Genomic DNA, 23,938 nt, shown 5'->3' with positions numbered 1-23,938 from the left:
GGTCATTAAAAGGGCGTGCACCACGGTCAATGTCACGCTGGCATCAAGCCAACATTAACCTACGCCGCCCAGGGCCTGGGTATCTCATACCGGCACGTATGAAGCTTATTGCGCCAGGGGCGTGCCGTTTGGCACGCCCCTGGCGTCAGTGCGCGTAAAGTGTGTGGAACACGTGGGCGGCTAGTTCCCCGACCACCCCATGAAAATGGGCACGTAAACCACCAAAAGCAGCACGCCGATCAGCCCGAGTAGATACGGGATGATCGCGCGAGTAATGCGCTCCAGCGGGAGCTGGGTGACCGAGGAGGCCACATATAAATTGATCGCCACCGGCGGGGTGATCATGCCAATCGAAAGCCCCACCACGATGATCAGGCCAAAGTGGATCGGGTCGATGCCAAGCTGTAGCACCAGCGGCAGCAAGACCGGCGTGAGGATGATCAGGGCGCTGGCGGTTTCGATGAACACCCCGGTGAGCAGGATCACCGCGACCACCAAGAGCATCACGACCAGCGGATCGGTGGAGAGCGACAGTACCGATTGGGCAATGGCGCCGGGCACCTGCCAGCTCGAAAGCGTCCAGCTCAGCACCGCCGACATCGCAATCACCAGCATGATGACCGCCGTGGTCATCGCCGAGCGGATCAGTAGCCGATACACCTGGGGTAGCGTCAAGTCGCGGTAGACAAACAGCGACACCAGCAGCGCGTAGTTCACCGCCACCACGGCGGCCTCACTCGGTGTAAAAATACCGGTGAAGATACCGCCCAGAATGATTATTGGGGTCATCAGCCCCCAACTGGCGGACTTGAAGGTGCGCCAGATCGTTTTGGGTGAAAGCGGCGTGCCCTTGGGGTACTGGCGCTTGTAGGCCTGGGTAATGGCAATGGCCATCAAGCCCAGGCCCATCGCCAGGCCGGGCAGAAAACCGTTCAAGAAGAGGGTCGAAACCGACTGCTGGGCGATCACCGCGTAGATGATCATGGGCACCGAGGGCGGGATCACCACGCCGATGGTGCCGCTGGCCGCGATCAAACTCGCCGCCGAGGCAGGCTCATAGCCCTTGCGTTTGAGCTCCGGTACCAAACTCGAGCCTACCGCGGCGGTGGTCGCCGCCCCGGAGCCGGAAATCGCGGCGAAAAACATGCCCGCCATGATGGAGACGATCGAGAGCCCGCCGCGCAAAAAGCCCACCAGGGAGTCGGCGAAGCTTACCAGCCGCTCGCTCACCTTGCCCTGGGCCATCAGGTCGCCCGCCAGAATGAACATCGGGATGGCGACCAGGGCAAACGAGTTGATGCCCTGAAACATCTGCTGGGTGACCACCATCAGCGGCACGCCGGCCTGGTAAAGCGCGTAGAGCGAACTGGCCCCAATGGCGAAGGCGATGGGTACGCCCAGCAGCATGAGCAGGAAAAAGAGCCCAAAAAGAAGCAGCGTCATGGCGTTTGCTCCCCCATCGGCTTTCTCGGCTCACCCTCGAGGGCGATCTCGAAAAGATCCACCAGCGCGTACCAGGCCATGATCGCGGCGCTGATCGGCATTACCGCGTAGACGTAGGACATCGGCAGGCGTAATGAGGCGGATTTCTGGAAACTCTGCACCTGCATGTAGCGATAACCGATCACGATCAGCGTGATCATGAACGCGATGACCGCGAGCACTGCGAGAAAGCGCGCTACCTGGCGAAGCCGTGCGGGCAGCGCATCGACGGCGAAGGTCACGGCGATATGATGACCACGCTGAAAGGCCAGCGTACCCGCCAGAAAGGTGATCCAGATCAGCAGAAAGCGCGCGACCTCCTCGGTCCAGCCCACGGCGGTGAACAGCACTCTTGATACGATTTGCAGCGTGATCACCCCGATGAGCGCGGCCATACCGGCGAACACGACGGGCTTGAGCACGGCGTCGAGGCCGCGCTCGATGGTTCTCAACAATGAAACGGCAGCGTTCAATGACGATGTTAACGACATGACGGCTTACTCGAGCGCCTCTTGAATGCGCGGCAGGTAGTCGCCGAACTGCTCGCCGTACTGCTCGTAGATCGGCGCCACGGCCGCTTGGAAGGCCTCGATATCCGGCGATTCATTGATCTCCATGCCCGCCTCTTCCAGGGCGGTGAGCTGCTCGGCTTCCATCTCGGCGTTTTGCGCGCGCGCGTATTGGGAAGCCTCGCGGGCGGCCTCCTGCACCAGGGTTTGCGCCTCTTCGGGGAGCGCGTTCCACTTGGGCAGGCTCATCACAAAAAGCGCCGGGGCGTAGATGTGGCGCGTCATGGTCAGGTAGTCCTGGGTCTCGGCCAGGTTGAACGCATGGATGGCGTTGATCGGGTTCTCCTGGCCGTCGATGGTGCCCTGCTGAAGGGCGGTCAGCGCTTCGGTCCAGGCCATGGGCACGGCGTTGGCGCCGAGTGCGCGGAAGGTATCCACGTAGACTTCGTTTTCGATCACGCGCAGGCGCAGGCCGTCCAGATCTGCCGGCTCATTGATCGGGTGGCGGCTGTTGGTGATGTTGCGAAAGCCGCGCTCGGCGAAGGCCAGGCCTTTCAGGTTGACGTCTTCGAGCGAGTCGAGAATCTCCTGGCCGATCTCGCCGTCGAGCACCTCATAAGCGGCTTGGGCATCGGGAAAGAGAAACGGCAGTTCGAACACCGAGAACGCGTCGACGAAGTTGGCTACCGGCCCGTTGGTGATCAAACCCATATCCACGGTGCCGATCTGCATGCCTTCGAGCAGTGTGCGCTCGTCGCCCAGGCTTGCGTTGGGAAAGATCTCGACGTTGATCGCGCCGTCGCTTTGCTCGCTTAAAATCTCCTGAAAGCGGGTCGCGGCACTGTGGTAGGTGTCGTCGCTATTGACCACGTGGGCCAAGCGCAGCGAGGTTTGCGGGAGCTCGGCGCTGGCCGTGCTGGTAAAACCCAAAAGCCCTGTGGCGGCGATCATGAGCGCGCCGCGCAGGTGGGCCAAGGGGGAGCTGAAAGAGAGAGAAGAGGTTGGATGTTCCACGAGATATCCTTGGGTGAGTCGCTTTTTTAGTGATTGGCGGGCGTATTATAACGGCGTGCATGCTCTACCATAGCGGTTTTGGCGCGCAATTCCCCGCCTGAAAGGGCGGTATTAGCCAAAAGAACACTATGGTCCCCGGGCGCTTGAGCGGGGCTTTTGTTGGCGGTAGCCTGCATACCCCCCATGCTTGCCGGTCAGGCTTTCGCGCTTATACGGTTAGGGGTGGTTTTATATACGCCATAGCTAAATTAAAAACAGGCGGACCATCGCGTCAGGGCCCGCCCTCAAGGTTGAGATCATGGACACGTTGATTAACGAGCTCGAGAACATCGTTGGTAAAAAAGGCGTTTTGCTGGGCGACGACGTTGCCCAGCGCAGCGTCGACTGGTTCACCAAAGCCCCTTGTGAAGCCAAGGCGATCATTCGCCCGCAAAGCACCGAGCAGCTCAGCCAGGTGATGGCCGTTTGCCATGGCGCCAAGCAGGCGGTGGTGACCCACGGGGGCTTGACCGGCGTGGTGCACGGCGCAGTGGCCAGCCCCAACGAGCTCGTCGTGTCCCTCGAGCTGATGAACAAGATCGAATCGACGGATGCGGTGGGCTCGACCATGCAAGTGCAGGCCGGCGCCACGCTGCAAAGCGTGCAGGAAGCGGCCGAGGCGATCGACATGCAGTTTCCGCTCGACCTGGGCGCGCGCGGCTCCTGCACCATTGGCGGCAACATTGCCACCAACGCCGGCGGTATCCGGGTGATTCGCTACGGCATGATGCGCCAGCAAGTGCTCGGCCTCGAGGCGGTGTTGAGCGATGGCACCGTGGTCAGCTCCATGAACACCATGCTCAAGAACAACGCCGGTTACGATTTGAAGCAGATGTTCATCGGCAGCGAAGGGACGCTGGGTATCGTCACCCGCGCGGTGCTGCGCCTGCAGCCGCTCATGCCCAGCGAGCAGACCGCGCTGGTCGCCGTGCCCTCGTTCGAGGCGCTCACCGGGCTTTTAAAGCTCGCCTCCAAAGAGCTCGCCAACAGCCTGAGCGCCTTCGAGGCGCTTTGGAACAATCACTACGCGCTGATGACCAGTGATGCCACCAAACACGCCGAGATCCTCGCCGGCGACTCGCCCTTTTACGCCATCATCGAAACCCTGGGCAGCAATGAGGAGCAGGACGCCGAGGCCTTCGCCGCAGTGCTCGAAAAGGCACTGGAGGAGGAGTTGATAACGGACGCGGTGCTTGCGAACTCCAGCACCCAGCGCCAGGGCATATGGGACATTCGTGAAGATATCGAAACCCTGGTGTATGAGCTCAACCCGATGTTCTCTTTCGATATCAGCCTGCCCATCGCCCATATGGACGAGTACGTCACCACGCTCGAAGAGAAGCTGAAAGCGCAGTGGCCGGAGACCGCGCAACTCGTGGTATTCGGTCACTTGGGCGACGGCAACCTGCACATCATGATCACCGTGCGCGATGCAAGCCCGCACAGCCGCCGCGACGTAGAGGAGCTGGTATACGGGGCGCTTGCAAAGTACCAGGGCTCGATCTCCGCCGAGCACGGCGTGGGGCTGGAAAAGCGCGACTACCTGGCGCTCTCGCGCTCGCCAGAAGAGATCGCACTGATGAAGCGCATGAAGCAGGCGCTGGATCCGAAGGGGCTTTTGAACCCGGGCAAGGTGCTCGCCTAAGCGCATCCTGGGATGCCAAAAGCCGCCCCATGGGGCGGCTTTTTAGTGCGGGCGGCTAAGTGCGGTTTACTCGGCCAGTGCCTCACGAATGCGCGGCAGGTACGCGCCAAACTGTTCGCCGTACTGTCCACCGCTTCCCGGCTGGACAGCGCCCGCCCACAAAGGTAGGATACGCCCCCTACGCGCCCGTAGCTCAGTTGGATAGAGTATCGGCCTCCGAAGCCGAGGGTCGCAGGTTCGAATCCTGCCGGGCGCGCCATCCAGACTTCTCAAGCCTTCCAGTCAGTCCCCCCGTAGACGAAAAAAACAGCAAAATCAGCGGTTTTTGTCCCGCGATTTGCTAAGCGTTCCTGCCGAATACAAGCCCGTTTGTGGTATAGAACAGAGTGTAGAGTCACCCGAATGGTTGAGCCTCTCTGGCGTGTAATATGCACAACCAAGCGTCGGCTATCCTATCTCCTGGCGAGCAATCTGTGACCTGAGCGTCTAAGCTGAAACGTTTCGCAACGTGGGCAAAGGGGGCGTGATGTTCGAGGGGTTCAAGTTGGAGACGGTCAAGCTGGCCGAGGCGACGTTGAGAGTAAGACATGGCGGCTTGGGGCCGCCGGTGCTGCTACTGCATGGCCACCCTCGAACCCACATGACCTGGCATCGCGTCGCTCCGCTTCTGGCGGCGCATCACACCGTCGTTTGCCCTGATCTTCGAGGCTTTGGGGAATCCTCCAAGCCCGTGGATACGCCGGACCATGCCGGCTCCTCCAAACGCGCCAAGGCGCGGGACTGCGTCGAGCTAATGCGCCACCTCGGCTTCGACCGCTTCGCCATCGTTGGCCATGACCGCGGCAGCTACACCGCCTTTCGTACGGCGATGGATCATCCCGAGGTGATCGACAAGGCCGTCATGCTCGACGGCGTACCCATCCTCGAGGCGCTGGAGCGCTGCGACGCGCGCTTCGCGACCGAGTGGTGGCATTGGTTCTTCTTCGCCCAGCTCGACAAGCCCGAGCGCGCCATTCTCGCCGACCCGGATGCATGGTATGGCGGAAGTCGTGAGGCGATGGGAGAAGCGTCCTTCGCGGACTTTCGCCGGGCCATTCACGACCCAGCGACCGTTCACGGTATGGTCGAGGACTACCGGGCTGGCTTGAGCGTGGACCACCTCCACGACCGGTGGGACCGCGAACAGGGCAAGCGCCTCCAATGCCCGGCGATGGTGCTTTGGTCGCTGCGTGACGATCTGGAGCGGCTTTACGGCGACGTGCTCGAAGTCTGGCGCCCATGGACGACCTCGGTGGAGGGACACGGCCTTGACTGCGGCCACCATATGGCCGAGGAAGCCCCCGAGGCGCTGGCGAGCACCCTTCTCGACTTTTTGGGACGGTAGACGTATCAGCCACTTGATGCTCGTCTGGCGTGTTCTCGGGTCAGACGCATCATGATGGTTAATTTGAGTGGGTTTTAAACCGCTAATTTAGACATTGCGTCAAGTGAGGATAGGTTCTAATTAATTCTTGAAGTATCGCTTTGGGTTATTACTATTGATTAAGTGCGCCTGCTGCTTCCAGTCTCGGCACCTGGCTGCAAGGTGCTGGCAGGGCCGCCTCGCCCAACCGAAAGGGCCTTGCTCAGTTCGGCCGGGAGGGGCCAGCGGCGTAGATCTCAGGAGTGTTCACTCTTTTTAAGTTAACAGTTGCTTCATTTTAATGCGTTAAACATTACTCTCAATAAAGTTTTTATTTTCGGGGTTTTTAGCCCTCCTTTTACAAGTGACGATTAGTCAGCCTTGGTTATCGAAGGTTTTAAAGGTACGCGGATGCAAAATAGTATTAATGTGTTTGGTTGTACTATCTACTTAATGTTGATGATTCTTTTTTTATGGGTTAGCTATGTGCCCGGTACGAAAAGTGGGCCTGGGTGGTGGTGCATGGCGCTGCTTTTTGCACTACTTTCCCGCCTTTCACTTTTTTACATAGCCCCTACTTTACAAAACGAGGTAAGCGCGGTTCTCTACTTCGCATTAGGTGCTATAGAAAAGCCTCTTTTAATTCTTGGGCTTATCAGGTTTTTAGACTTAAATCGCAGTATCGTGGCCATTTGGTTTATCGCCGCTTTTTTAGAGATATGGTTTTTTTCGGTTTGGTTTTTCGATTTATCCATTTGGTTGTTGAGACCGTTAGGCGCCGCGTTTTTCTGCTTGACGATGCTTTATGTTTCTATTATTTGCTTTAAAAATAGAAGGGCCTTCCCCGGCGGCGTTATGTACGGGATCTCCTTTTTTAGTTTGGCTTTTTCGATTAATTGGATGCTGGCTTACCCTATCTTTGCGCACTACCCTGGCTGGGGAGCCTTCGTACTCATAATCACCTCTGTGAGTAAGATGGGGTTGTATCTGTTTCTACTGGCGGGCGTGTTTCTCTCCTTTAAAGCGAGGCTGGAGCGTGCCGAAGCCGAAGCGCTTCATTTGGCCTATTACGATGCGCTGACGGGCATGAATAACAAACTCTATTTGGACGGTATTTTTGATTATATGGTCAGCTCTGCCGAGCGTTCCGGAACGCTACTCGCCGTCATTTTTATAGACCTCGATGATTTTAAACCGATCAATGACTCGGCGGGACATGAGGTGGGCGATAAAGTGCTTGCCAAAGTAGCGAAACGAATAACCGGCTGCGTAAGAGCGACGGATGTCTGCGCTCGTTTGGGCGGTGATGAATTCGTGATATTAGCGGCTCACCTGGATAAACCCGAACAATCGGTTCTGTTGGCTGAGAAGCTGATAAAAAACATCAGCCGAAATATCAGGATAGCGTCGAAGGACTATCGCGTTGGGGTGAGTGTCGGCATATCGCTTTATCCTCTACATGGTCAAGACCTCTCAACGCTGATGGCCCTCTCTGACAAGGCGATGTATGAAGTGAAAAAACGCGGAAAAATGAGCGTTTCTCTTTATAACGGGGGGGAAGCTTAAGCGAAAACGTAAAACCACACATTGCCATCGATAGCGGGTGCATCAATTCTCAATCCACCCGGCTAATCGCCTCGCGGTCAGGGTCCACATACCACACCAGGCCAAGGCGCGAGTTGCGCTCCAGGTCGGCGATGACCTGGGCGCCCAGCAGTAAAATGATCGCGCCCACTTCAAGGCTCAACAAAACGATGATCAGTGCCGCTAAAGAGCCGTACACTGCGTTGATGAACGATAGATGGGTAAAATAATAGACCAGAAAGAGCCTGACACCCTCCCATAAAAGCGCTGCCACGAAACCGCCCACCACGGCTCTTCCGATAGCGATCTTGACCACTGGCAATATCTTGTAAATCGCACTGAAAAGCAGGAATACGCCGAAAAAGCTGAACAGGTTCAGGACGGGCTCTGAAAGGCCCGCCAGGGGGAGTTCCTGGGCGAACAGCGCAAGTGCCAGCGCATTGAGCGAACTTGCCAGTGTCACGACCAATGTGAGCGCCATGAGCCCAGCGCCCAGCACCAGCATGAACGCGTAAGGTAGCACCAGCGAGACCCAGGTACTGCGCCGGGGGCAGTCCGGGGCATGGAAGATGAACGAAAGGGCATCTTCGAGCATACGAAAGGCAAACGAGCTAAGCAGTAGCAGTATCGGCAGGCTGAGAATGCCGATCACGTCGCGAGAGTCGAGTAGCCCGCGTACCGCGTCCATCACGACATCGGCATGGGCCGGGGCAAGATGGCGGGCCTGTATCGCCAGCACGTTCAGCAGATGCTGCTCGTCGACTACGCGGGTCGACATGACCCCCAGCAAAGCAAAGAGCGGCACGACGGAGAGCAAAATATTGTAGCCCACGCCGCCGGCCAGCAGGATGCCGCGATTTTTCAAAAAGTGGCACAGTACCCGCCAGGCAAACGATGCCAGACGGGGGAGCAGAAGGAGAACGCCACTGACGAATGTGCGGTTGTGGGCCATCGCGCGCTACGCTCCTTATACATCGGGGGATATCGGGCTTTGCATTGACCGGCCATTCGAGAAGCCAGTAAAACGCCACTGTCTTCAAGAAAGTGGCGCCTTTGGTATCTTACCCTGATTCGCCCGGGAACGCGTTAAAGCGCTGAAACCCAAGGTGGGCATGCCCGCGGCATCGAGTAACGGGCAGGCAGGTGCTTTAGGCTCTGTCTGAAAAGTGCCTGCGCTCGACAATACGGCGTTAAAAATTGGCTCAAAATACTCATTTACACATGTAAACTCCGTTTTTTCGCCAATTTTTGCCTTGTCTTGTCTTCGCTCGTCGACTTTTCAGACAGACCCTAGGTTACTCTTTCGGGTTGAGCTCGCTTTGGCTGGGGGGGGCTTTGACCGTCACTTCGTGCAGATTTTCCTGGGAGAGCGCGCGGTAGAGGGAGAACATCATGGCGAATACCAAAAGGAACATGGGGAGGCCGACCACGGTAACCACCTCCTGCAGCGCGGTGAGCCCGGCATCGCCCGCCAGTACGATGAGCATCGCCGCCAGCACGCCTTCGGAGACCCCCCAGAATACCCGCTGATGCCAAGGGCCTGGGTCCGGGCTTCCGGTGCACAGCATATCGACGACCAACGAGGCGGAGTCCGACGAGGTGGCAAAGAAGATCGCCACGATCACGACCGCCAGGCCCTGAATAAGCGTGGCGGCGGGGAAGTTATCGAAAAACGCGAACATGGCCAGCGGAATACTCTCGCTTACCGCCGCAGATAGCGTACCGGCCTGCTCGCCCAGCGCCTGGCGTGCTTCGGGGCCAATGCCGTCGATCTCCATGGCCGACCAGCCAAAGATGGCAAACCACACTAGGGTAAACATCGACGGAGCGAACAACACGCCCAGCACGAACTCGCGAATGGTCCGCCCGCGGGAAATACGTGCCACGAAAATCCCGATGAAGGGGGACCAGGTCACCGTCCACGCCCAATAGAACACGGTCCAGCTGCCTTGCCAGCCCCAGTCGACGCCGTTGCCGTCATAGCTTGCCAGGGTGTCGTTCCAGAACGCCAGCGGCAGCAGGTTGGTCACGTAAAGACCAAAGGTCTCCACGACCGCGCGCAGTAAGAAGACGGTGGAGCCGGTAAACAGCACGAAGATCATCAGCCCCACGGCCATACCGATATTGATGTTGGAGAGCCGCTTGATACCGGCGTCCAGGCCCGCCACGATCGAGCCGACCGCCACGGTGGTCAGGACGGCGATGATGACGACCTTCGTAAACACGGCGTCGGGAATACCGAAAAGCTCGGTAAGTCCTGCGTTGATCTGTTGCGTGCCCAGGCCAATCGAGACCGACACGCCGAACAGCGTCCCCAGGATCGCGGCGATATCGAGGGTTTTGCCGATGGGGCCGTAAATCCGGTCGCCGATGAGCGCGTAAAAGACCGAGCTGAAACGCATCGGCAGATCATAGCGGTAGATAAAGTAGGCAAACGCCAACCCCGGCATGGCGAAGATGGCCCAGGTATGAAGCCCCAAGTGGTAGATGGCAAAGCTCATTGCGTCGTCGGCGGCTTCTACCGTGAACGCCTCGACCCCCGCGCGGGGCGGGGTCGAAAAGTGGGAAATGGGCTCGGCGACGCCCCAAAACATCAAGACCGTCCCGATACCACCGGCAAATAGCATGGTGAACCAGGAAAGGTTGGTGTAGGTGGGCTTGGCATCATTCCCGCCCAGGCGGATGGCGCCGTAGCGGCTCATGGCCAGCCAAAGTAGAAACACCACCCAACTCGATACGCCGAAAATGAACAGCCAGCCAAGGTTGGTCACGATCCATTCACGGCCGGCACCGAAGGCGTCGCCAATGGCCTCGGGAGCGATCAGCAGCACGATCAGAAAAACCACCATGATCCCGGCCGAGGTGAAAAATATGAAGGGGTCGGTTTTTAGTCCCAGCTTCCCTGCAAGTGCATTCAACATCTTTTTGCTCCCTGTATTTCTTTCAACATAGGAGCTATTGGCTTTTAGCGCCAAAGCAAAGCGTGCCGGGGCGGTTCGTTTTTCTTCGCCTGTCGAGTGCCCGCGACCCTTTTTCGGGTTCCCTTTCAGGTTCACGGGTCGGTACCACGCCGCCCAGGGCGGCGACTTCACGCCACGCCGGCGCACCGTGCCATGGCGTGGCGTGAAAACGGCGGCCCGTTAGCTTTGCGTTGAGTGGCTACCGGGCAACGCTTGCGCCTACAGCCCTTCTTCCAGCAGTTGAGGTGCAAAGTAGGTCATGATGAGATCCGCGCCGGCCCGGCGCATGGCGCCCAGGGTCTCGCGCACGACGGCGGATTCGTCGATCACGCCCTGCGCGGCCGCGAACTTGATCATCGCGTACTCACCGCTGACCTGGTACGCCACCAGTGGCAGTAGGCTTTGGCGGCGAATATCGGCCATGATGTCCAGATACGCCAGCGCCGGTTTGACCATCAAAAAATCCGCGCCCTCGGCTTCATCGGCCAGCGACTCGTTGAGCGCTTCCCGGCGGTTCATCGGGTCCATCTGGTAGGTCTTGCGGTCGCCTTTTAGCTCGGTACCCGCGGCTTCGCGAAACGGGCCATAAAGCGCCGAGGCAAACTTGGTGGAGTAGGCCATGATGGGGGTATCAGAAAAGCCCGCTTCATCGAGGGCTGCGCGGATCGCCGCGACCTGGCCGTCCTGGGCGGCGGACGGCGCAATGATGTCGGCGCCGGCCTTGGCCGCCTGCACGGCCTGAACGCCGAGGTTTGTGATCGTGCGGTCGTTATCGACGGTGTTGCCCTTCAGGATGCCGCAGTGCCCGTGGGTGGTGTATTCGCAAAAGCAGATATCCGGAATCACCACTAGCTCCGGCGCGGCCTCCTTGATGGTCCGCACCATGCGCGCCACCATGCCGTCTTCCTTCAGCGCGTCGCTGCCGGTTTCGTCCTTGTGATGGGAAATACCGAACGGCATGATGCTTCTAAGCCCCAGCGCGCTCAGGCGCCTGGCCTCGTCACCCAGCTTGCTTTCCGGCACGCGGTACTGGCCGGGCATGCCTTCGATCGGCGTGTACTCGTCGGTCTCCTCCTCGACAAAAATGGGGTAGACCAGATGTTCGGCGCGAAGCGAGGTTTCACGCACGATGGTGCGAAGCGCGTCGTTTGAGCGCAAACGACGAAGACGGGCCTGGGGAAACTGGGCCGGCATGAGACCTCCTGATGAGAGTGGAAAAGACGTTCCAGTTCTCAGTATAACGCTGTGCGCAAGGCCGGTCAGGGTATCAATCTCATGAAAGGATGCTATTGAAGGACACGCCTACCCAAGGGCGTAGAGAAGGCCGACAGAGGAAGGCAAGACCCCATGCCGGCGTTTGACCGGCATGGGGGGAGCGCTCGATGAAAGCGCGGCGGGCTTAGAACTCGGTGCGCAGGGTGAGCGTCGCGCTGCGCGGCGTGCCGTAGACGGCGCCGGCGTAGAAGCCGAAGTTGTCGTAGTAGGTTTTGTCGAAAAGGTTATCGACGTTGAGGGTGACGTTGGTCGCGTCTGTCACGTCGTAACGCGCCATGGCGTTCACGGTGGCGTAACCTGCCCAGTTGGCGGGCGTGGAGCCGGTGCTGATGCCGTCGACGGGCTTACCGGCGGGATTGGAGATTGCATCGATACTGCTCTGCGCATAGACACCGGTACCGAAGGTCCAGCGATTCAACATACCCGCCGGCGCGTAGGTGGTGTGGAGCTTGAGCAGGTGGGAGGGGTCGCTGCGCCCGTCGGAGTCGACGCGACGAAAGTGCAGGTAGGTGTAGCCACCGTAAACGTTCCAGTTCGGCGTAATGGCGCCGGCAATCTCCAGATCGACGCCGTCGGTTTCGTTACCGGTGCCGGCGCGGTAGGCCTGGTTGCCGTCTGGTGTGAGGTTGGCGCCGTCGAGCACGGCGCTGTTTTCCTGGCGGGTGCGGAAGTACGCCGCGGACGCGTTCAGGCGGCCGTTGAACCACTCGCCCTTCACACCGGCCTCGTAGCTGTCGCCGTCGATAGGCTCGACCGTGTCACCGCTAACGGTCTGGCTGCTTTGCGGGGTGAAGATGTTGGTGTAGCTTGCGTAGAGCGAGTGGTGGTCCGTGAGGCCATAAACCAGCCCCGCATAGGGGGTGAACACACCGGTTTCGCGGCGGGTGGTGGTGTCGCCGGAGGCGGTTTCGTTTTCGGTTTTATAGTAGCTGGTACGGCCCCCCAAAATGACGGACAGCGGTTCGGTGACGCTTAGCCGCGTAGAGGCATACAGGCCGCGCAGGTCGGTTTCGGTGGTGCTGAGCTGGCCGGTTCGCGCGCCGCTCAGGCCAATGTCGCGGTCGACGCCGTTGCGCCAATCGGTGATCGGCAGGCCATTGGCGTTGCGGTACATACAGCCTTCGGAAAATTCGGACATCGTGTTGCTGGACAGCGTGCAGTCGTGATCATACGTGCGTGAACGGGTGCGGCTGTCGCTATAGCCCACTGCCAGATCATGACGGCGGCCGAGCAGATCATAGGCACCTTTCAGGTCGATACTGGCAGAGCGCTGGCGCGTCTCGTTGTCGTTGCGCATACCATTGAGAATGGCACCGCCGCCATCTTCTTCCCAATAGCCGGTGAAGGTGCCACTTACGGGCCCGCGGTTGACCTTGCCCAGGGCAAGGTTGCTCAGCGCATCGGTTTCACTTTGGGCGGCCTGGACTTCGACGCTCCAGTCATCGTTGAAACGGTGCGTCAGCGAGGCGAAGGCGGTGTTGGTCTCTTGCTCGGCGTAGCTCCACTCTGGTACCAGGTTGGTGCTGCGCGAAAGATCCGTGCGGCGGCCGTTGGCGAACCAGATGGGCACGTTAGCGCCCCAGCCCGCACCGGAGGTTTTGTTGTACTCGTACTGATAGCCCAGGCCGAACGTGGTGTCGTCGCTTACATCGAATTCGAAGTTGGCCAGCGCCGCTCGGTTGCGGTTGGATTCGTGATCGCGAAAGCCATCGCCTTCGCCTTGGGTGACGACGAAGCGCGAGCGAACGCTGCCATCCGCGGTGAGCGGCAGGTTCAAGTCCGCCCCGGCCCGGGCGTTGTCCCAGCGCCCGTAAGAGACGTAGGCGTTGCCGCCAAACTCCGTGCCCGGGCGCTTGCGAATCAGGTCGACGGTGGCCGAAGGGTCGCCGGTACCGCCCAGCAGGCCGTTGGCGCCGCGCACGATATCCACGCGCTCGTAGAGATCCAGGTTCAGAGAGTTGCCGCCACCCGCGAATCCGGTGTCGCCTGGAAACTGTAGGCCGTCGATCTTCCAGTTGCTGATATCGTAGCCGCGGGCGCGGAAGGCGTTACGCACACCCACTTCCGATTTGTTGGCGGTAATGCCCGGAGTAAGCTCTAGCGCATCCTCCAGGTTGACCACTCGCCGGTCGTCCAACTGCTGGCGGGTCACACTGGTCACCGATTGCGGCGTCTCCCGGGGGGAAAGATCCAGCCCGGCGGAGCTGCCGGTGTCGGAAACCGTGTAGCTTCTGCTCGGGTCACCCTGGTAGCGGGCCTGGACCGTGATGGTGTCCATCTCGACGTTGGCCGGGCTTTCAGAATCGGTTTGAGCTAACGCGCCACCACTCAACAGGCCGGCACTAACAGCGGCGGCAATAGCGATAGCGAGGGGCTTTTTTGACCATTCAGCGGTATCGAGCGAGGGGGGATGAACACCGAGCATCTAAATGTCCCTTAAAATAATAATGATTAGTATTTACGATATTAGAAGCCGCGATTATATTAGCGCTTTGGTTTAAGAAAGTTTTGGTCTATGAGGCGTATGTAATGGATTGTTTGGCAGCGGGCTCACCCACTACATCAAGCACCGGCCGCCAAGTTGAATGCGACGTCATTCTGGTGGTGGACAACGATGAGGACAGCAGCGCCCAGGTGTGTCGCTACCTGGCAGGGGTAGGGTATCGCACGCTTAGGGCGGCCAGCGGCGACGAGATGTGGGAGAAGCTCGATGACCGCGTGGCGCTGGTGCTGCTGGAGCATCTGCTGCCGGGGGAGGATGGGCTAAGCCTTTGCCGGAGCTTGCGCTATCAGAGCAAGACGCCGGTGATCATGACCAGCGCCCGGGGGGCGTCGGCGGAGCGCATCATCGGCCTGGAAATCGGTGCCGACGACTACCTCTGCAAGCCCTTCGACTTCCGCGAACTGCTGGCCCGCATTCGCGCCGTACGTCGGCGGGTGGCGCCAGGCTTCGCGCCGGCGCCGCCCGCACAGGAAACCGAGCGTTACTTTGCCGGTTGGCGTTTGGATCTGCGGCTGCGTCGGCTCCATTCCCCTACTGGGCGTGTCTGCGATCTTACCCGGTCGGATTTCATGGTGCTGGAGGCACTTAGCGAGACGCCCAACCAAATCATCAGCCGCGATGAGCTGAGCCGTCATGCCCTGGGGCGGGAGTATTACCTCAATGACCGCTCGGTGGATGTCTGCATCAGCCGTCTGCGTCATCGCCTCGAAGACAACGCGCGCAAGCCTCGCCTTATTCGTACCGTACGCAATGAAGGCTATCTACTCGAATTGGCGACGACGTAAAGCAGGCATCCGCATCAAAGCGCCGCGTTATTCTCTGCGTATTATTCGGGCGAAAGCCCCGCCACCCTTCTTGCCATGAAGGCAGCGGGTTATCATCGCGCACGTCCCGTCAAGCGGTGACGTTTTCAGTGATGCAACGCTCGTGGCGGGAATCCGGTTGTTATGCATAAAGCAGGCGCGTTATTTACGCGGGGGCCTATCGGCCGCCACGTGAAGGAGATGGCCATTACCAGCGGGCTAAGCCTGTTGGCACTATTCTTGATCGAGATCCTGACGCTTACCTATGTGTCGCTACTGAAAGATGAGGAACTAGTGGCGGCGGTAGGCATTGGTAAGCTGTTGATGTTTTTTAACACCATCGCGGTCACGGGTATCGCGATCACCGCTGGCGGGCTCATCTCCCGGCGGGTGGGGCGGGGGCTTCAGGCGTCACTGCCGCCGTTGGTGACGCACGTGTTGATACTGGCCGTGGGGGTTGCGGTACTGGTGGCGGCCATCGAGGGCTACTACCTGGACCATTTTATCGCCTGGCTGGGGGAAGGTACCGCCAGCGCATCGGTTCGCCCGTTTTTATGGATGGCGCTCATGTCGTCGGTGCTCATGGCGATTACCCACACCTGCGCCCAGGCGCTGCGTGCGGTGGGCCATAGCCGCCAGGCGCTGAGTCTGTTTTTGGTGGCAGCGGGTGTGCTGGCGATCGTGGACCCCGTCCTGATCTTCGTGCTGGAGCTCGAGCTTATCGGCGCGGGCATTGCCATGATCATGGCCGCCGGTGTCGCTGGCGTGTACGGGCTTTACCGCGTCAAACGCAAGATAGGGCTCGCTTCGCGTATTCATTGGCGTCTGTTGAAACATCAAAGCCTGCACATCGGCCGGGTGACGCTGCCTTATACGCTGGGTCACCTGGCGATGCCCTTTGCCATTACCTTCGTCATGGGCCAGCTAGCGGTTTTCGGGGTGTCGGTGATGGCGGGAATGGCGTTGATGGACACCACCTTGCAGGTCGCGTACTGCCTCTATTTTGCGCTACCCGGTGCGCTCGTGCCGGTCTTTGCTCAGCATCTCGACGCGCACCTGAAGTGGCGGCTCAAGGCGGCGCTGGTCAGTGCCATCGAGCTGGTCGTCGTTTACGGGCTTTTGGCATGGTGCGCACTGTTGGTCATCGTACCCGTGCTTGCCACCGTCTTTGGGTTATCCACACCGGGACGCCATTTGCTGGATGATTTGAGCGCGTTTGGCCCCGGGCTTTGGCTGTTGATGGGGCTGGATTTTATTGCCGTTGCCATCTTCGTTACGCTCGAGCGTACCGGGTGGGTGATGTTCTATGCATGGCTAAGGGCGAGCTTTGGTACGGTGCCGTTCGTCGTGTTGGGGGCCAAGTACTTTGGCGCCAGCGGTGTCATCCTGGGCATGTGGCTGGGCAACGCCGGGATAGCCCTGATCTCGATTACGACTGCCGTACTGCTGGCACGGCGCCACTTTAGGTGCCACTTCACGCAGGCACACCAGAACCACGACGCAAAGCGCGTCAAAGTACCATGACGTTGACCATATTCATCAAGTAACAAAAAAAGGGGGGGAGATTATGGGGGGACAGGAGGAAAAGGCGTGCGTAGACGATACGCCATCGACCAAGCGTCGCCGGGCGCCCAAGGGGGAAATGCGCCGCGCGGCGCTGCTCGATGCGGCCACGAAGGTATTCGCAAAGCACGGCTATGCAGCGTCGTCGATGCGGGATATCGCCACCATTGCCGGTATTACGACCGTCGGATTGCTCCACCATTTTCCCAATAAGGTGGCGCTTTTAGAGGCGCTGCTTGAAAGACGCGACCGGCGGATCACCGAACGGTTTTCCGAGCTCGAAATCCTGCCGACCCTCGAAGGGTTCATCGCCTTCGTCAAGATGAGCATGGGGTTCAGCGTGGAAAGTCATCAGGAGTGTCAGGCGGCGATGTTCATCAACATCGAAAGTCTTTACGAGCAGCATCCAGCGTATGACTGGTATCGCGAGAAATTCGACACCATTCACGGCCATGCTCGCGCGCACCTGGAAACCTTGATCGAAGCGGGGGAGGTGCGTGCCGATACCGATGTCCGAGCCGTCACGGTCGAGCTTTTTTCGGTCATGGATGGGCTACAGATTCAGTGGCTACGCAATCCGGATGGCGTAGACGTCATGGCGACACTCGATGGCTATCTCGAGCGTTTGGCAGGGAGTATTCGCCAATAAGGGGCAGGCTCGAGGTCGAGCCTGCCCGCTTGACGTTAGTAAGCCTGGCTTGCGCTTATCTGAACGGCATCACGCACGGGTGACGGTAGGGGGTTGCTGTCACGCGTGGTCAAACGCTCCGGCATCAGCGTGGTCAGGGTACTCTGAAGCGGCAGATGCGCGGAATCCTGGCCGACACGGATCGTGAAGGCACCGGCATCGACGTCCCAGCTCGCGGATTCATCGACGTAGTAGGAAAGCGAGCGCGCATTCAGCGGGATGCTCACGGTCCGGCTTTCCCCCGCCTCCAAATACACCTTGGTAAAGCCCTTGAGCTCTTTTTCGGGGCGGTCGACCTGGGGCTCGATCGGCTCGACGTAGAGCTGGGCCACTTCGAAACCGGCCATGTCGCCGGTGTTGGTCAGCGTGAACTCGGCGTTCACGGTGTTACCCGGGGTCATGACGTTGGACGAAAGAGACAGGTCCGAGTACTCGAACGTCGTGTAGGAAAGACCAAAGCCGAAGGGGTAGAGCGGCTCTTCACGTTTCTGGTCGTAACCGCGATAGCCCAGGTAAAGCCCTTCGCCGTACTCCATGTCGACGAGCGCGTTTTCACCGCGATACGCCGCCGGGTCAGAGTAGTAGGGGTAGCTTGGGTTGTTCTCGATGGCCTTGTCGATCGAGATCGGCAGCTTGCCCGATGGGTTCACTTGGCCGTAAAGAACCTCCGCTACTGCCTGACCACCTTGTTGGCCGGGGAACCAGGCGTGAAGCGTAGCCCCCACCTGGTCGGCCCAGGGCTGCATGTCGGACACACCGCCGCCATGCATGACGACGATGGTGTTGGGGTTGGCTTGGGCGACTCGCTCGACCATGGTGCCTTGTTGATCCGGCAGGGCATAGGCGATATCGGAGCCTTCACCTTCATTTTCGTAGTTGGTACCCACGGCCACCACGACCGCGTCGTAGTCGGCCAGGTTCTCCGGCGGCGCCAGCGACGCCCAGCTCAGTTGAAGACCTTGCAGACTACCCAGTACCGGCATGAAGCTGTCGCTTAGACGACGGTATTCGAGCCGCACCGTATACTCTTCACCCGCTTCGAGGTCAGGCACCTTGACCGAGGAGGCCAGCGCGTTGACCACGTCGGACGAGTAGGGCTCGCCATCGTTTTCCAGTACCAGCTCATCGTCGATCCAAAGCTTGACCGCGCCATCCATGCGAACCTTGAAGGCGTGATCACCCGAGATCGTCGGTTTGATCGTGGAGGTAAACCGTGCGGAGAAACTGCCCGGCGTGGTGTCGATGTCGGTGTCGGCAAGCGAAGATGAGGCTTGTTCGGTGATGTTCTGTTGGGTCAGCCAGTTGAAGTTCACCCCGGGTTCGACGCGTGTAACGGCGGGGGAGCCGGACAGGTCGGCATTCGAGAAGAACTCGGCTTGCACGCCCGGGGAGCCGCTGTCGTCTTCATCGCTTGACGGCTGATACCAGGCCGAGGTTTCCGGGTCCAGACCCATCGAAGTGAGGTAGGTCACGTTGGCCGGGCTTTCGGCAAGATGCTGAAGACCGTCCATCTCGGTGACGTAATCGTTGGGCTTCGCATTCGACGTACCGAAGGGCGAGGCCGGCGGCTGATACGCCATGTCGCCAATGACTGCGATATTCGCAGCGGGGTCGAGCGGCAACAGCGGCTGGCCGTCGGCGGTATTTTCGTTACGTAGCAAGACGATGGCTTCGCGGGCCATGTTGAGCGACGCGGTGATGCCGTGCTCGGGATGATCGAGCGGTTGCGCCGTATTGAGGTTTTCCTGGAAGTCGTAATTAACGATGGCGCGCAGGTTACGCTTCGCCTTGTCGTCGATCACGCTTTGATGAAGCTGGCCGCTCCAAATGTAGGGCAGCAGTTTCTCTTCGTTGAACTGAAGACCTGACGGCATATCGATATCGGTGCCTGCCCAGGCGCCTTTGAACGCGTCATGAATGGAGTTGAAGTCACTCATGACGTTGCCTTGAAAGCCCCACTCGCCCTTGAGGATTTCGGTGATCAAGTGGTGGTTTTCACAGGCGTAGTGATCGTTGATCTTGTTGAAACCACACATGATCGAGGCGATATCGGCATTTTTGACCATCGACTCGAAAGGCGGCAGATAGAGCTCGCGCAGCGTGCGCTGGTCGGCAATGATGTTGACGTTCTGGCGGTTGGCTTCCTGCTCGTTGGCCAGGTAGTGCTTGCCGCTGGCCTGAATGCCTTGGGCCTGAATGCCGTTGACGATGGCCGGCGCCAGTACCGAACCCAAAAAGGGGTCTTCGCCGCTAATGAACTCCGCATTACGCCCGCCAAAGGGGGTGCGGTAAAGATTGACGGTGGGCGAGAGCATCTGCTGACCGCCGGCGATTCTGGTTTCGTAGCCGATGGCCAGGCCGAATTCCTGAGCACGCTGGATGCTCCAGGTCGCCGCCAGCCCCGACTGAGAGGGGTACTGGGCGCCAAAGGTGGCGTTGTTGACATGCACCCCCATGGAGGCGTCGTAGGCCACGGTACCGTCGATGCCCCATTCGGGCAGGCTGGGGATCATGCGACCATCGTCAACCCGCGTGAAGTTGATCTTCTGCGACTGGTTCATGTTATCCAGAATCGAGCTAACGCGGGCTTCCACTTGCTGCCAACGTGTCGGTTCATCCGCGATCGATAAAGCCGGTTGTAATACGCTAACCGCAAGCAGACCAAAGCCAACGGTGTGTTTGATGGGTATCACGGGTCAAATCCCTCTGCAATATAGGTAGTGGAAGTACATCAAGGCACGCTTATCGAGATGAGCGATCAGAGGCCTGGTCGGGCGCATCGCGGGTATCCACCGGCGCATCGTAGAAGCTGCCCGATTGGGCGGCGCGCGCCGGTAATTTGTCGGCGCCGGTGAGGCGGTCGCGGCGCTCTTCGTATTCGGCGCGAAGATCCTGAAGGCGTTTTTGCTGCGCACTGTCGGTCGTCGAGGGAGCGGTTTCTGACGCATTAGACGTCTCGGAACCCGCGAGCGCAGGCAGCGAGACAGCCAAAAGCGCCGCATACATCAAGGCACGCAATGAATGATTCATGAGTAAGGTCTCTATCGTTTGATGGCGATGCGCAAAGGCTCTTGGTTTATTTGAGAGCCTGCATATGTTTGGTCGGCGACATAAAAAGTTCAAGTTCAATAAAACGTTTTTTAGTCAATTAGCGATCGCGCATTATAGGAGTAATAAAATAGTGTTATCAAGAAGTGTTATTTTTAATTTTTAACTATTTATATTTAGATATTGGGTTAATTTTATACTTTTATTGCTTATATAATAGATATATTGGCATTTAATTCTAATTTTAAGGCGTTTTTTGAATCTTTTTGTTTATATTCTAAACATACCTGTTGTTAGGTTTTGTGCTGTGTTAAACTGGCAAGATATATTAAAGACTCATTATCTTATTTAGTTTTTCTCGTGGTTTATTTGCCTGGTAGTGCGTGGTTTTATGCGAATTTAAAGTGCCTTTTCAATAGTTTCTATATTGATTCTTTGCTACCTACGTTGATTGTTCGATAACGCCTGGATTGATTTTCAGGCGTTTGTTTTTATTAACGCGATAAAGATGTCGTTCATGCCATTGGATACCCTCACCGCGCACGAAGTATGTCACTGGTTGGTCGAGGCTGGCGCGCTCGAGCCTGCCGACATCGCGCGTGCCAACCGGCTGGGCGCGGCGCAAGGGGAGGACGGTGACAGCCTGCGCACGCTGTTGCGCCTGGGCGCGGTCAAGGACGAGGAGATGGCCGACGCCTATGCGCACTTGTTGGACCTGCCCAAGTGGGCCCAGGCCGACGACGTGACGGTGGATAGCGACATGCCTGCCAGTACCGAGCGCTTCGCGCGCCATTACGGTGTGCTCAGCGTGGGCGAGAGGCCGGATGCGCTAAGCGTGGTCGCCGCGGTTCCGGTATCGGCGTACGCTGTCGCCGCACTCGCCTATCAGGCGGGCAAGACCGTCTCGCTCTATATCGCCACGCACAGCGAAGTGAACGAGCTCATCGAGCAGGCCTACAGTACAGGGCGTTCGGCCATGGGCGCCTTGATCGAAACCCTCGATGAAAATGCGTCGGCCCAGGATGATATCGAGCAGCTCAAGGACATGGCCTCCGAGGCGCCGGTCATCCGTATGGTCAATCTCATGTTGCAGCATGGCGTCGACCGTCGTGCCTCGGATATCCACGTCGAGCCGTTCGAAAACCAGCTCAAGGTGCGTTATCGCGTCGATGGCGTGCTGATCGAAGAGCAGGCACCGCCGGCGGGCTATGCGGCGGCGGTGATCTCGCGCTTGAAGATCATGGCCCGGCTGGATATCGCCGAGCGGCGGTTGCCCCAGGATGGCCGCATCATGGTACGTATTCAGGGGCGTGAGCTGGATCTTCGCGTGTCCACCGTGCCCACAAGCTTTGGTGAATCCGTGGTGATGCGCTTGCTGGATCGCCAAACCGTCAGCCTGGATTTTGCAAGCCTAGGGATTACCGGCGCCACCCTGGACGCGATTCAGCGCCAGCTGGCCCGCCCTCACGGGGTTTTTCTGGTCACCGGGCCTACCGGTTCGGGTAAAACGACCACGCTCTACACCGCGCTTTCGGGACTTAATACCGAGGAGCGCAAGATCATAACCGTCGAGGATCCGGTCGAGTATCAGTTGCCCGGCATCAACCAGATCCAGGTGAAGCCGTCCATCGGGCTGGATTTCCCCCAGGCGCTGCGCTCCATCGTGCGCCAGGACCCGGACGTCATCATGATCGGGGAGATGCGCGATTTGGACACGTGCCGGATCGCGGTGCAGTCTTCGCTTACCGGGCACCTGGTGCTATCGACCCTGCACACCAACAGCGCGGCGGCGAGTATCACCCGTCTGCTGGACATGGGCGTGGAGAGCTACCTGCTGGCCTCGACCCTGCAAGGCATTCTTGCCCAGCGGCTGGTGCGCCGGCTGGACCCGGCGACGCGCATTGCCTTCGAGGCCCCCCAGGCACTCATCCAGCGCCACCGGTTGGATCACTACACCACCGAACGGCCGATCATGCTCTATCGCCCCAACGAAGAGAGCCCCGGCGGCGGCTACCACGGGCGTAGCGCCATTACCGAACTGCTGGTCATGGACGAGGAGCTTCGCTCACTGCTGATGCGCCAGGCCGACGCCGACACGCTGGAGGCCGCCGCGCGCCAAAAAGGCCTGGTCACCCTGTACGAAGACGGCTTGCGCCAGGCGCTTGCCGGCGTGACCTCGCTGGATGACGTCTTGCGCGTTACGGGGGGCGATTGATGCCGCTCTACGCCTACCGCGCCCTGGACGCCGAGGGCCGCAAGCAAGCCGGCGAGCTGGACGCCGCTGACGAAGGCCGCGCGGCGCTCGAACTGCAGCGCCGCGGCCTGCTGGTATTGAGCCTGCGCCGCGGCAGTCAGTGGCTGCGCCCGCATCAGGCTCCTAGCGCGTTTAAGCGGGCACAGCTGGTTCGTTTTACCCAACAGCTGGCCACCCTGGTCGGTGCCGGTCAGCCCCTGGATAAAGCCCTGACGACGGTGCTCAAGCAGGTGCGAAGCGCTCGCCCGCGCGCCTTGCTCGAGCAGGTAAGAGACGAAGTCAAGGCCGGGCGGCCGCTGTCCGACGCCCTCGAGCAGCACCGCGAGACGTTTTCACCTTTCTATGTAAGCCTGGTGCGGGCCGGCGAGGCGAGCGGTGTGCTGGGCGTGACGCTCGGCCAACTGAGCCACTACCTCGAGCGCAGCGAGCATTTGCGCGGCGAGGTAATTAACGCCTTGATCTACCCGGCTTTTTTGGTCGTCGGGGTGGTCGGCTCCATCGCCCTACTGTTGGCCTACGTGGTGCCGCAGTTCGTGCCCATCTTCAATGACCTGGGGGTGCCCGTTCCCTGGATCACCCAGGCCATTCTGGCCATGGGCGGCTTTATCAATACCTGGGGGCTGGCGCTGTTGGCCTTGCTCGTGGCGTTGATGGGGCTTGTGATCGGTGGGCGTCGCCACCCGGGCTGGCGCTATAAGCAGGACCGGCGGCTTCTTAAAAGCGTCGTCACGGGCGGGCTCATCCAGCGCCTGGAAACCGCGCGACTGGCGCGCACCCTGGGCACCCTGGTGGGCAACGGCGTCACGCTACTTTCGGCGCTGAACATTGCCCGCGATGTCAGCACTAACCACGCGCTGCGCGCCCACATGCGCCACGCCATCGACGACGTCAAGCAGGGCCACCGCTTTGCCACGGCGATCGCCACGGACGCACTGCTGCCCGAGCTTGCTGTGCAGATGGTCGACGTCGGTGAAAATACCGGAACGCTTGGCGACATGCTGATCAAGGTCGCCGATGTGTTCGATCTCGAGGCCAAGCGTGCGATCGACCGCGCGCTGGCCGCCCTTGTCCCCACGCTCACCATCGTCATGGCCGTCGTGGTGGCCGCTATCATGCTCGCCATCATGCTGCCGCTAATGAGTCTGACCAGCAATATCTAGGAAAACCGC

At 59.4% G+C, this 23,938-nt stretch carries 17 protein-coding genes and 1 tRNA gene; 9 read left to right on the top strand and 9 right to left on the bottom strand.

From position 1 onward, the window contains the following. Positions 1 to 180: 180 nt before the first annotated feature. The 3 genes from ACWFVE_RS15705 to ACWFVE_RS15695 are packed head-to-tail and all read right to left on the bottom strand — an operon-like array spanning position 181 to position 2,942. Positions 181 to 1,443, bottom strand: a complete 1,263-nt coding sequence (locus ACWFVE_RS15705) for a TRAP transporter large permease (protein ID WP_447530195.1) — start codon at positions 1,441 to 1,443, stop codon at positions 181 to 183. After that, complete coding sequence (locus tag ACWFVE_RS15700; protein WP_447530194.1) at positions 1,440 to 1,973, bottom strand: TRAP transporter small permease; 534 nt, start codon at positions 1,971 to 1,973, stop codon at positions 1,440 to 1,442. The genes ACWFVE_RS15705 and ACWFVE_RS15700 overlap by 4 nt, the downstream gene beginning before the upstream one ends. A gap of 6 nt (positions 1,974 to 1,979) precedes the next feature. After that, the gene (locus ACWFVE_RS15695) at positions 1,980 to 2,942 is read right to left on the bottom strand and encodes a TRAP transporter substrate-binding protein (RefSeq protein ID WP_447530555.1); all 963 of its coding nucleotides are present in this window, start codon (positions 2,940 to 2,942) and stop codon (positions 1,980 to 1,982) included. 361 nt (positions 2,943 to 3,303) lie between these two features. Between ACWFVE_RS15695 and ACWFVE_RS15690 the strand changes: the two genes are divergently transcribed. The 4 genes from ACWFVE_RS15690 (at position 3,304) to ACWFVE_RS15675 (ending at position 7,657) form a co-directional block, all read left to right on the top strand. After that, positions 3,304 to 4,689 carry an FAD-binding oxidoreductase gene (locus tag ACWFVE_RS15690; protein ID WP_447530193.1) on the top strand — a complete coding sequence of 462 codons (1,386 nt, stop codon included), beginning with the start codon at positions 3,304 to 3,306 and terminating at the stop codon, positions 4,687 to 4,689. Positions 4,690 to 4,871: 182 nt separating this feature from the next. Continuing rightward, a tRNA-Arg gene (locus ACWFVE_RS15685) sits at positions 4,872 to 4,948 on the top strand. A 267-nt stretch (positions 4,949 to 5,215) separates the two neighbouring features. After that, on the top strand, positions 5,216 to 6,073 hold the full coding sequence (locus tag ACWFVE_RS15680; RefSeq protein WP_447530192.1) for an alpha/beta fold hydrolase: 858 nt from the start codon (positions 5,216 to 5,218) through the stop codon (positions 6,071 to 6,073). Positions 6,074 to 6,502: 429 nt separating this feature from the next. Then, on the top strand, positions 6,503 to 7,657 hold the full coding sequence (locus ACWFVE_RS15675) for a diguanylate cyclase domain-containing protein (protein WP_447530191.1): 1,155 nt from the start codon (positions 6,503 to 6,505) through the stop codon (positions 7,655 to 7,657). A 49-nt stretch (positions 7,658 to 7,706) separates the two neighbouring features. Here ACWFVE_RS15675 and ACWFVE_RS15670 read toward each other — a convergent pair whose 3' ends face one another. The 4 genes from ACWFVE_RS15670 to ACWFVE_RS15655 all read right to left on the bottom strand — a co-directional run bounded on the left by ACWFVE_RS15670 (position 7,707) and on the right by ACWFVE_RS15655 (position 14,335). After that, the gene (locus tag ACWFVE_RS15670; protein ID WP_447530190.1) at positions 7,707 to 8,627 is read right to left on the bottom strand and encodes a YihY/virulence factor BrkB family protein; all 921 of its coding nucleotides are present in this window, start codon (positions 8,625 to 8,627) and stop codon (positions 7,707 to 7,709) included. 343 nt (positions 8,628 to 8,970) lie between these two features. Next, on the bottom strand, positions 8,971 to 10,596 hold the full coding sequence (locus tag ACWFVE_RS15665) for a BCCT family transporter (protein WP_447530189.1): 1,626 nt from the start codon (positions 10,594 to 10,596) through the stop codon (positions 8,971 to 8,973). A gap of 258 nt (positions 10,597 to 10,854) precedes the next feature. Then, positions 10,855 to 11,829: a porphobilinogen synthase gene (hemB, locus tag ACWFVE_RS15660; RefSeq protein WP_447530188.1), complete on the bottom strand. Its 975-nt coding sequence runs from the start codon at positions 11,827 to 11,829 to the stop codon at positions 10,855 to 10,857. Positions 11,830 to 12,034: 205 nt separating this feature from the next. Beyond that, complete coding sequence (locus ACWFVE_RS15655; RefSeq protein WP_447530187.1) at positions 12,035 to 14,335, bottom strand: TonB-dependent siderophore receptor; 2,301 nt, start codon at positions 14,333 to 14,335, stop codon at positions 12,035 to 12,037. Between the two features lie 104 nt (positions 14,336 to 14,439). Between ACWFVE_RS15655 and ACWFVE_RS15650 the strand changes: the two genes are divergently transcribed. The 3 genes from ACWFVE_RS15650 to ACWFVE_RS15640 all read left to right on the top strand — a co-directional run bounded on the left by ACWFVE_RS15650 (position 14,440) and on the right by ACWFVE_RS15640 (position 17,428). Beyond that, entirely contained in the window at positions 14,440 to 15,198 is a 759-nt protein-coding gene (locus ACWFVE_RS15650; protein WP_447530186.1) for a winged helix-turn-helix domain-containing protein, read from the top strand. 162 nt (positions 15,199 to 15,360) lie between these two features. Beyond that, a complete protein-coding gene (locus ACWFVE_RS15645) occupies positions 15,361 to 16,740 on the top strand; it encodes an MATE family efflux transporter (RefSeq protein ID WP_447530185.1) in 1,380 nt (459 codons plus the stop codon). A gap of 43 nt (positions 16,741 to 16,783) precedes the next feature. Next, entirely contained in the window at positions 16,784 to 17,428 is a 645-nt protein-coding gene (locus ACWFVE_RS15640; RefSeq protein ID WP_447530184.1) for a TetR/AcrR family transcriptional regulator, read from the top strand. Positions 17,429 to 17,463: 35 nt separating this feature from the next. Here ACWFVE_RS15640 and ACWFVE_RS15635 read toward each other — a convergent pair whose 3' ends face one another. Next, positions 17,464 to 20,160, bottom strand: coding sequence for a glycoside hydrolase family 3 protein (locus tag ACWFVE_RS15635; protein ID WP_447530183.1), 2,697 nt, complete (start codon positions 20,158 to 20,160; stop codon positions 17,464 to 17,466). Positions 20,161 to 20,209: 49 nt separating this feature from the next. Then, on the bottom strand, positions 20,210 to 20,497 hold the full coding sequence (locus ACWFVE_RS15630; protein ID WP_447530182.1) for a hypothetical protein: 288 nt from the start codon (positions 20,495 to 20,497) through the stop codon (positions 20,210 to 20,212). 535 nt (positions 20,498 to 21,032) lie between these two features. Between ACWFVE_RS15630 and ACWFVE_RS15625 the strand changes: the two genes are divergently transcribed. Then, positions 21,033 to 22,730 carry a GspE/PulE family protein gene (locus ACWFVE_RS15625; protein WP_447530181.1) on the top strand — a complete coding sequence of 566 codons (1,698 nt, stop codon included), beginning with the start codon at positions 21,033 to 21,035 and terminating at the stop codon, positions 22,728 to 22,730. After that, positions 22,730 to 23,929, top strand: coding sequence for a type II secretion system F family protein (locus ACWFVE_RS15620; protein ID WP_447530180.1), 1,200 nt, complete (start codon positions 22,730 to 22,732; stop codon positions 23,927 to 23,929). The genes ACWFVE_RS15625 and ACWFVE_RS15620 overlap by 1 nt, the downstream gene beginning before the upstream one ends. Positions 23,930 to 23,938: the final 9 nt, after the last annotated feature.

The organism is Vreelandella mediterranea, from assembly GCF_970647075.1.
Note: the sequence above shows the minus strand (reverse complement) of the source record. Positions and strands in the feature narration are given on the sequence as shown.

What these genes read in the sequence shown, in the direction of transcription:
- ACWFVE_RS15675 (WP_447530191.1), top strand. Translation starts at nt 6,503, where the DNA reads ATGCAAAATAGTATTAATGTGTTTGGTTGTACTATCTACTTAATGTTG.
- hemB (WP_447530188.1), bottom strand. Translation starts at nt 11,829, where the DNA reads ATGCCGGCCCAGTTTCCCCAGGCCCGTCTTCGTCGTTTGCGCTCAAAC.
- ACWFVE_RS15655 (WP_447530187.1), bottom strand. Translation starts at nt 14,335, where the DNA reads ATGCTCGGTGTTCATCCCCCCTCGCTCGATACCGCTGAATGGTCAAAA.
- ACWFVE_RS15630 (WP_447530182.1), bottom strand. Translation starts at nt 20,497, where the DNA reads ATGAATCATTCATTGCGTGCCTTGATGTATGCGGCGCTTTTGGCTGTC.
- ACWFVE_RS15645 (WP_447530185.1), top strand. Translation starts at nt 15,361, where the DNA reads ATGCATAAAGCAGGCGCGTTATTTACGCGGGGGCCTATCGGCCGCCAC.
- ACWFVE_RS15650 (WP_447530186.1), top strand. Translation starts at nt 14,440, where the DNA reads ATGGATTGTTTGGCAGCGGGCTCACCCACTACATCAAGCACCGGCCGC.
- ACWFVE_RS15695 (WP_447530555.1), bottom strand. Translation starts at nt 2,942, where the DNA reads ATGATCGCCGCCACAGGGCTTTTGGGTTTTACCAGCACGGCCAGCGCC.
- ACWFVE_RS15665 (WP_447530189.1), bottom strand. Translation starts at nt 10,596, where the DNA reads ATGTTGAATGCACTTGCAGGGAAGCTGGGACTAAAAACCGACCCCTTC.
- ACWFVE_RS15625 (WP_447530181.1), top strand. Translation starts at nt 21,033, where the DNA reads ATGCCATTGGATACCCTCACCGCGCACGAAGTATGTCACTGGTTGGTC.
- ACWFVE_RS15705 (WP_447530195.1), bottom strand. Translation starts at nt 1,443, where the DNA reads ATGACGCTGCTTCTTTTTGGGCTCTTTTTCCTGCTCATGCTGCTGGGC.
- ACWFVE_RS15670 (WP_447530190.1), bottom strand. Translation starts at nt 8,627, where the DNA reads ATGGCCCACAACCGCACATTCGTCAGTGGCGTTCTCCTTCTGCTCCCC.
- ACWFVE_RS15680 (WP_447530192.1), top strand. Translation starts at nt 5,216, where the DNA reads ATGTTCGAGGGGTTCAAGTTGGAGACGGTCAAGCTGGCCGAGGCGACG.
- ACWFVE_RS15700 (WP_447530194.1), bottom strand. Translation starts at nt 1,973, where the DNA reads ATGTCGTTAACATCGTCATTGAACGCTGCCGTTTCATTGTTGAGAACC.
- ACWFVE_RS15620 (WP_447530180.1), top strand. Translation starts at nt 22,730, where the DNA reads ATGCCGCTCTACGCCTACCGCGCCCTGGACGCCGAGGGCCGCAAGCAA.
- ACWFVE_RS15690 (WP_447530193.1), top strand. Translation starts at nt 3,304, where the DNA reads ATGGACACGTTGATTAACGAGCTCGAGAACATCGTTGGTAAAAAAGGC.
- ACWFVE_RS15640 (WP_447530184.1), top strand. Translation starts at nt 16,784, where the DNA reads ATGGGGGGACAGGAGGAAAAGGCGTGCGTAGACGATACGCCATCGACC.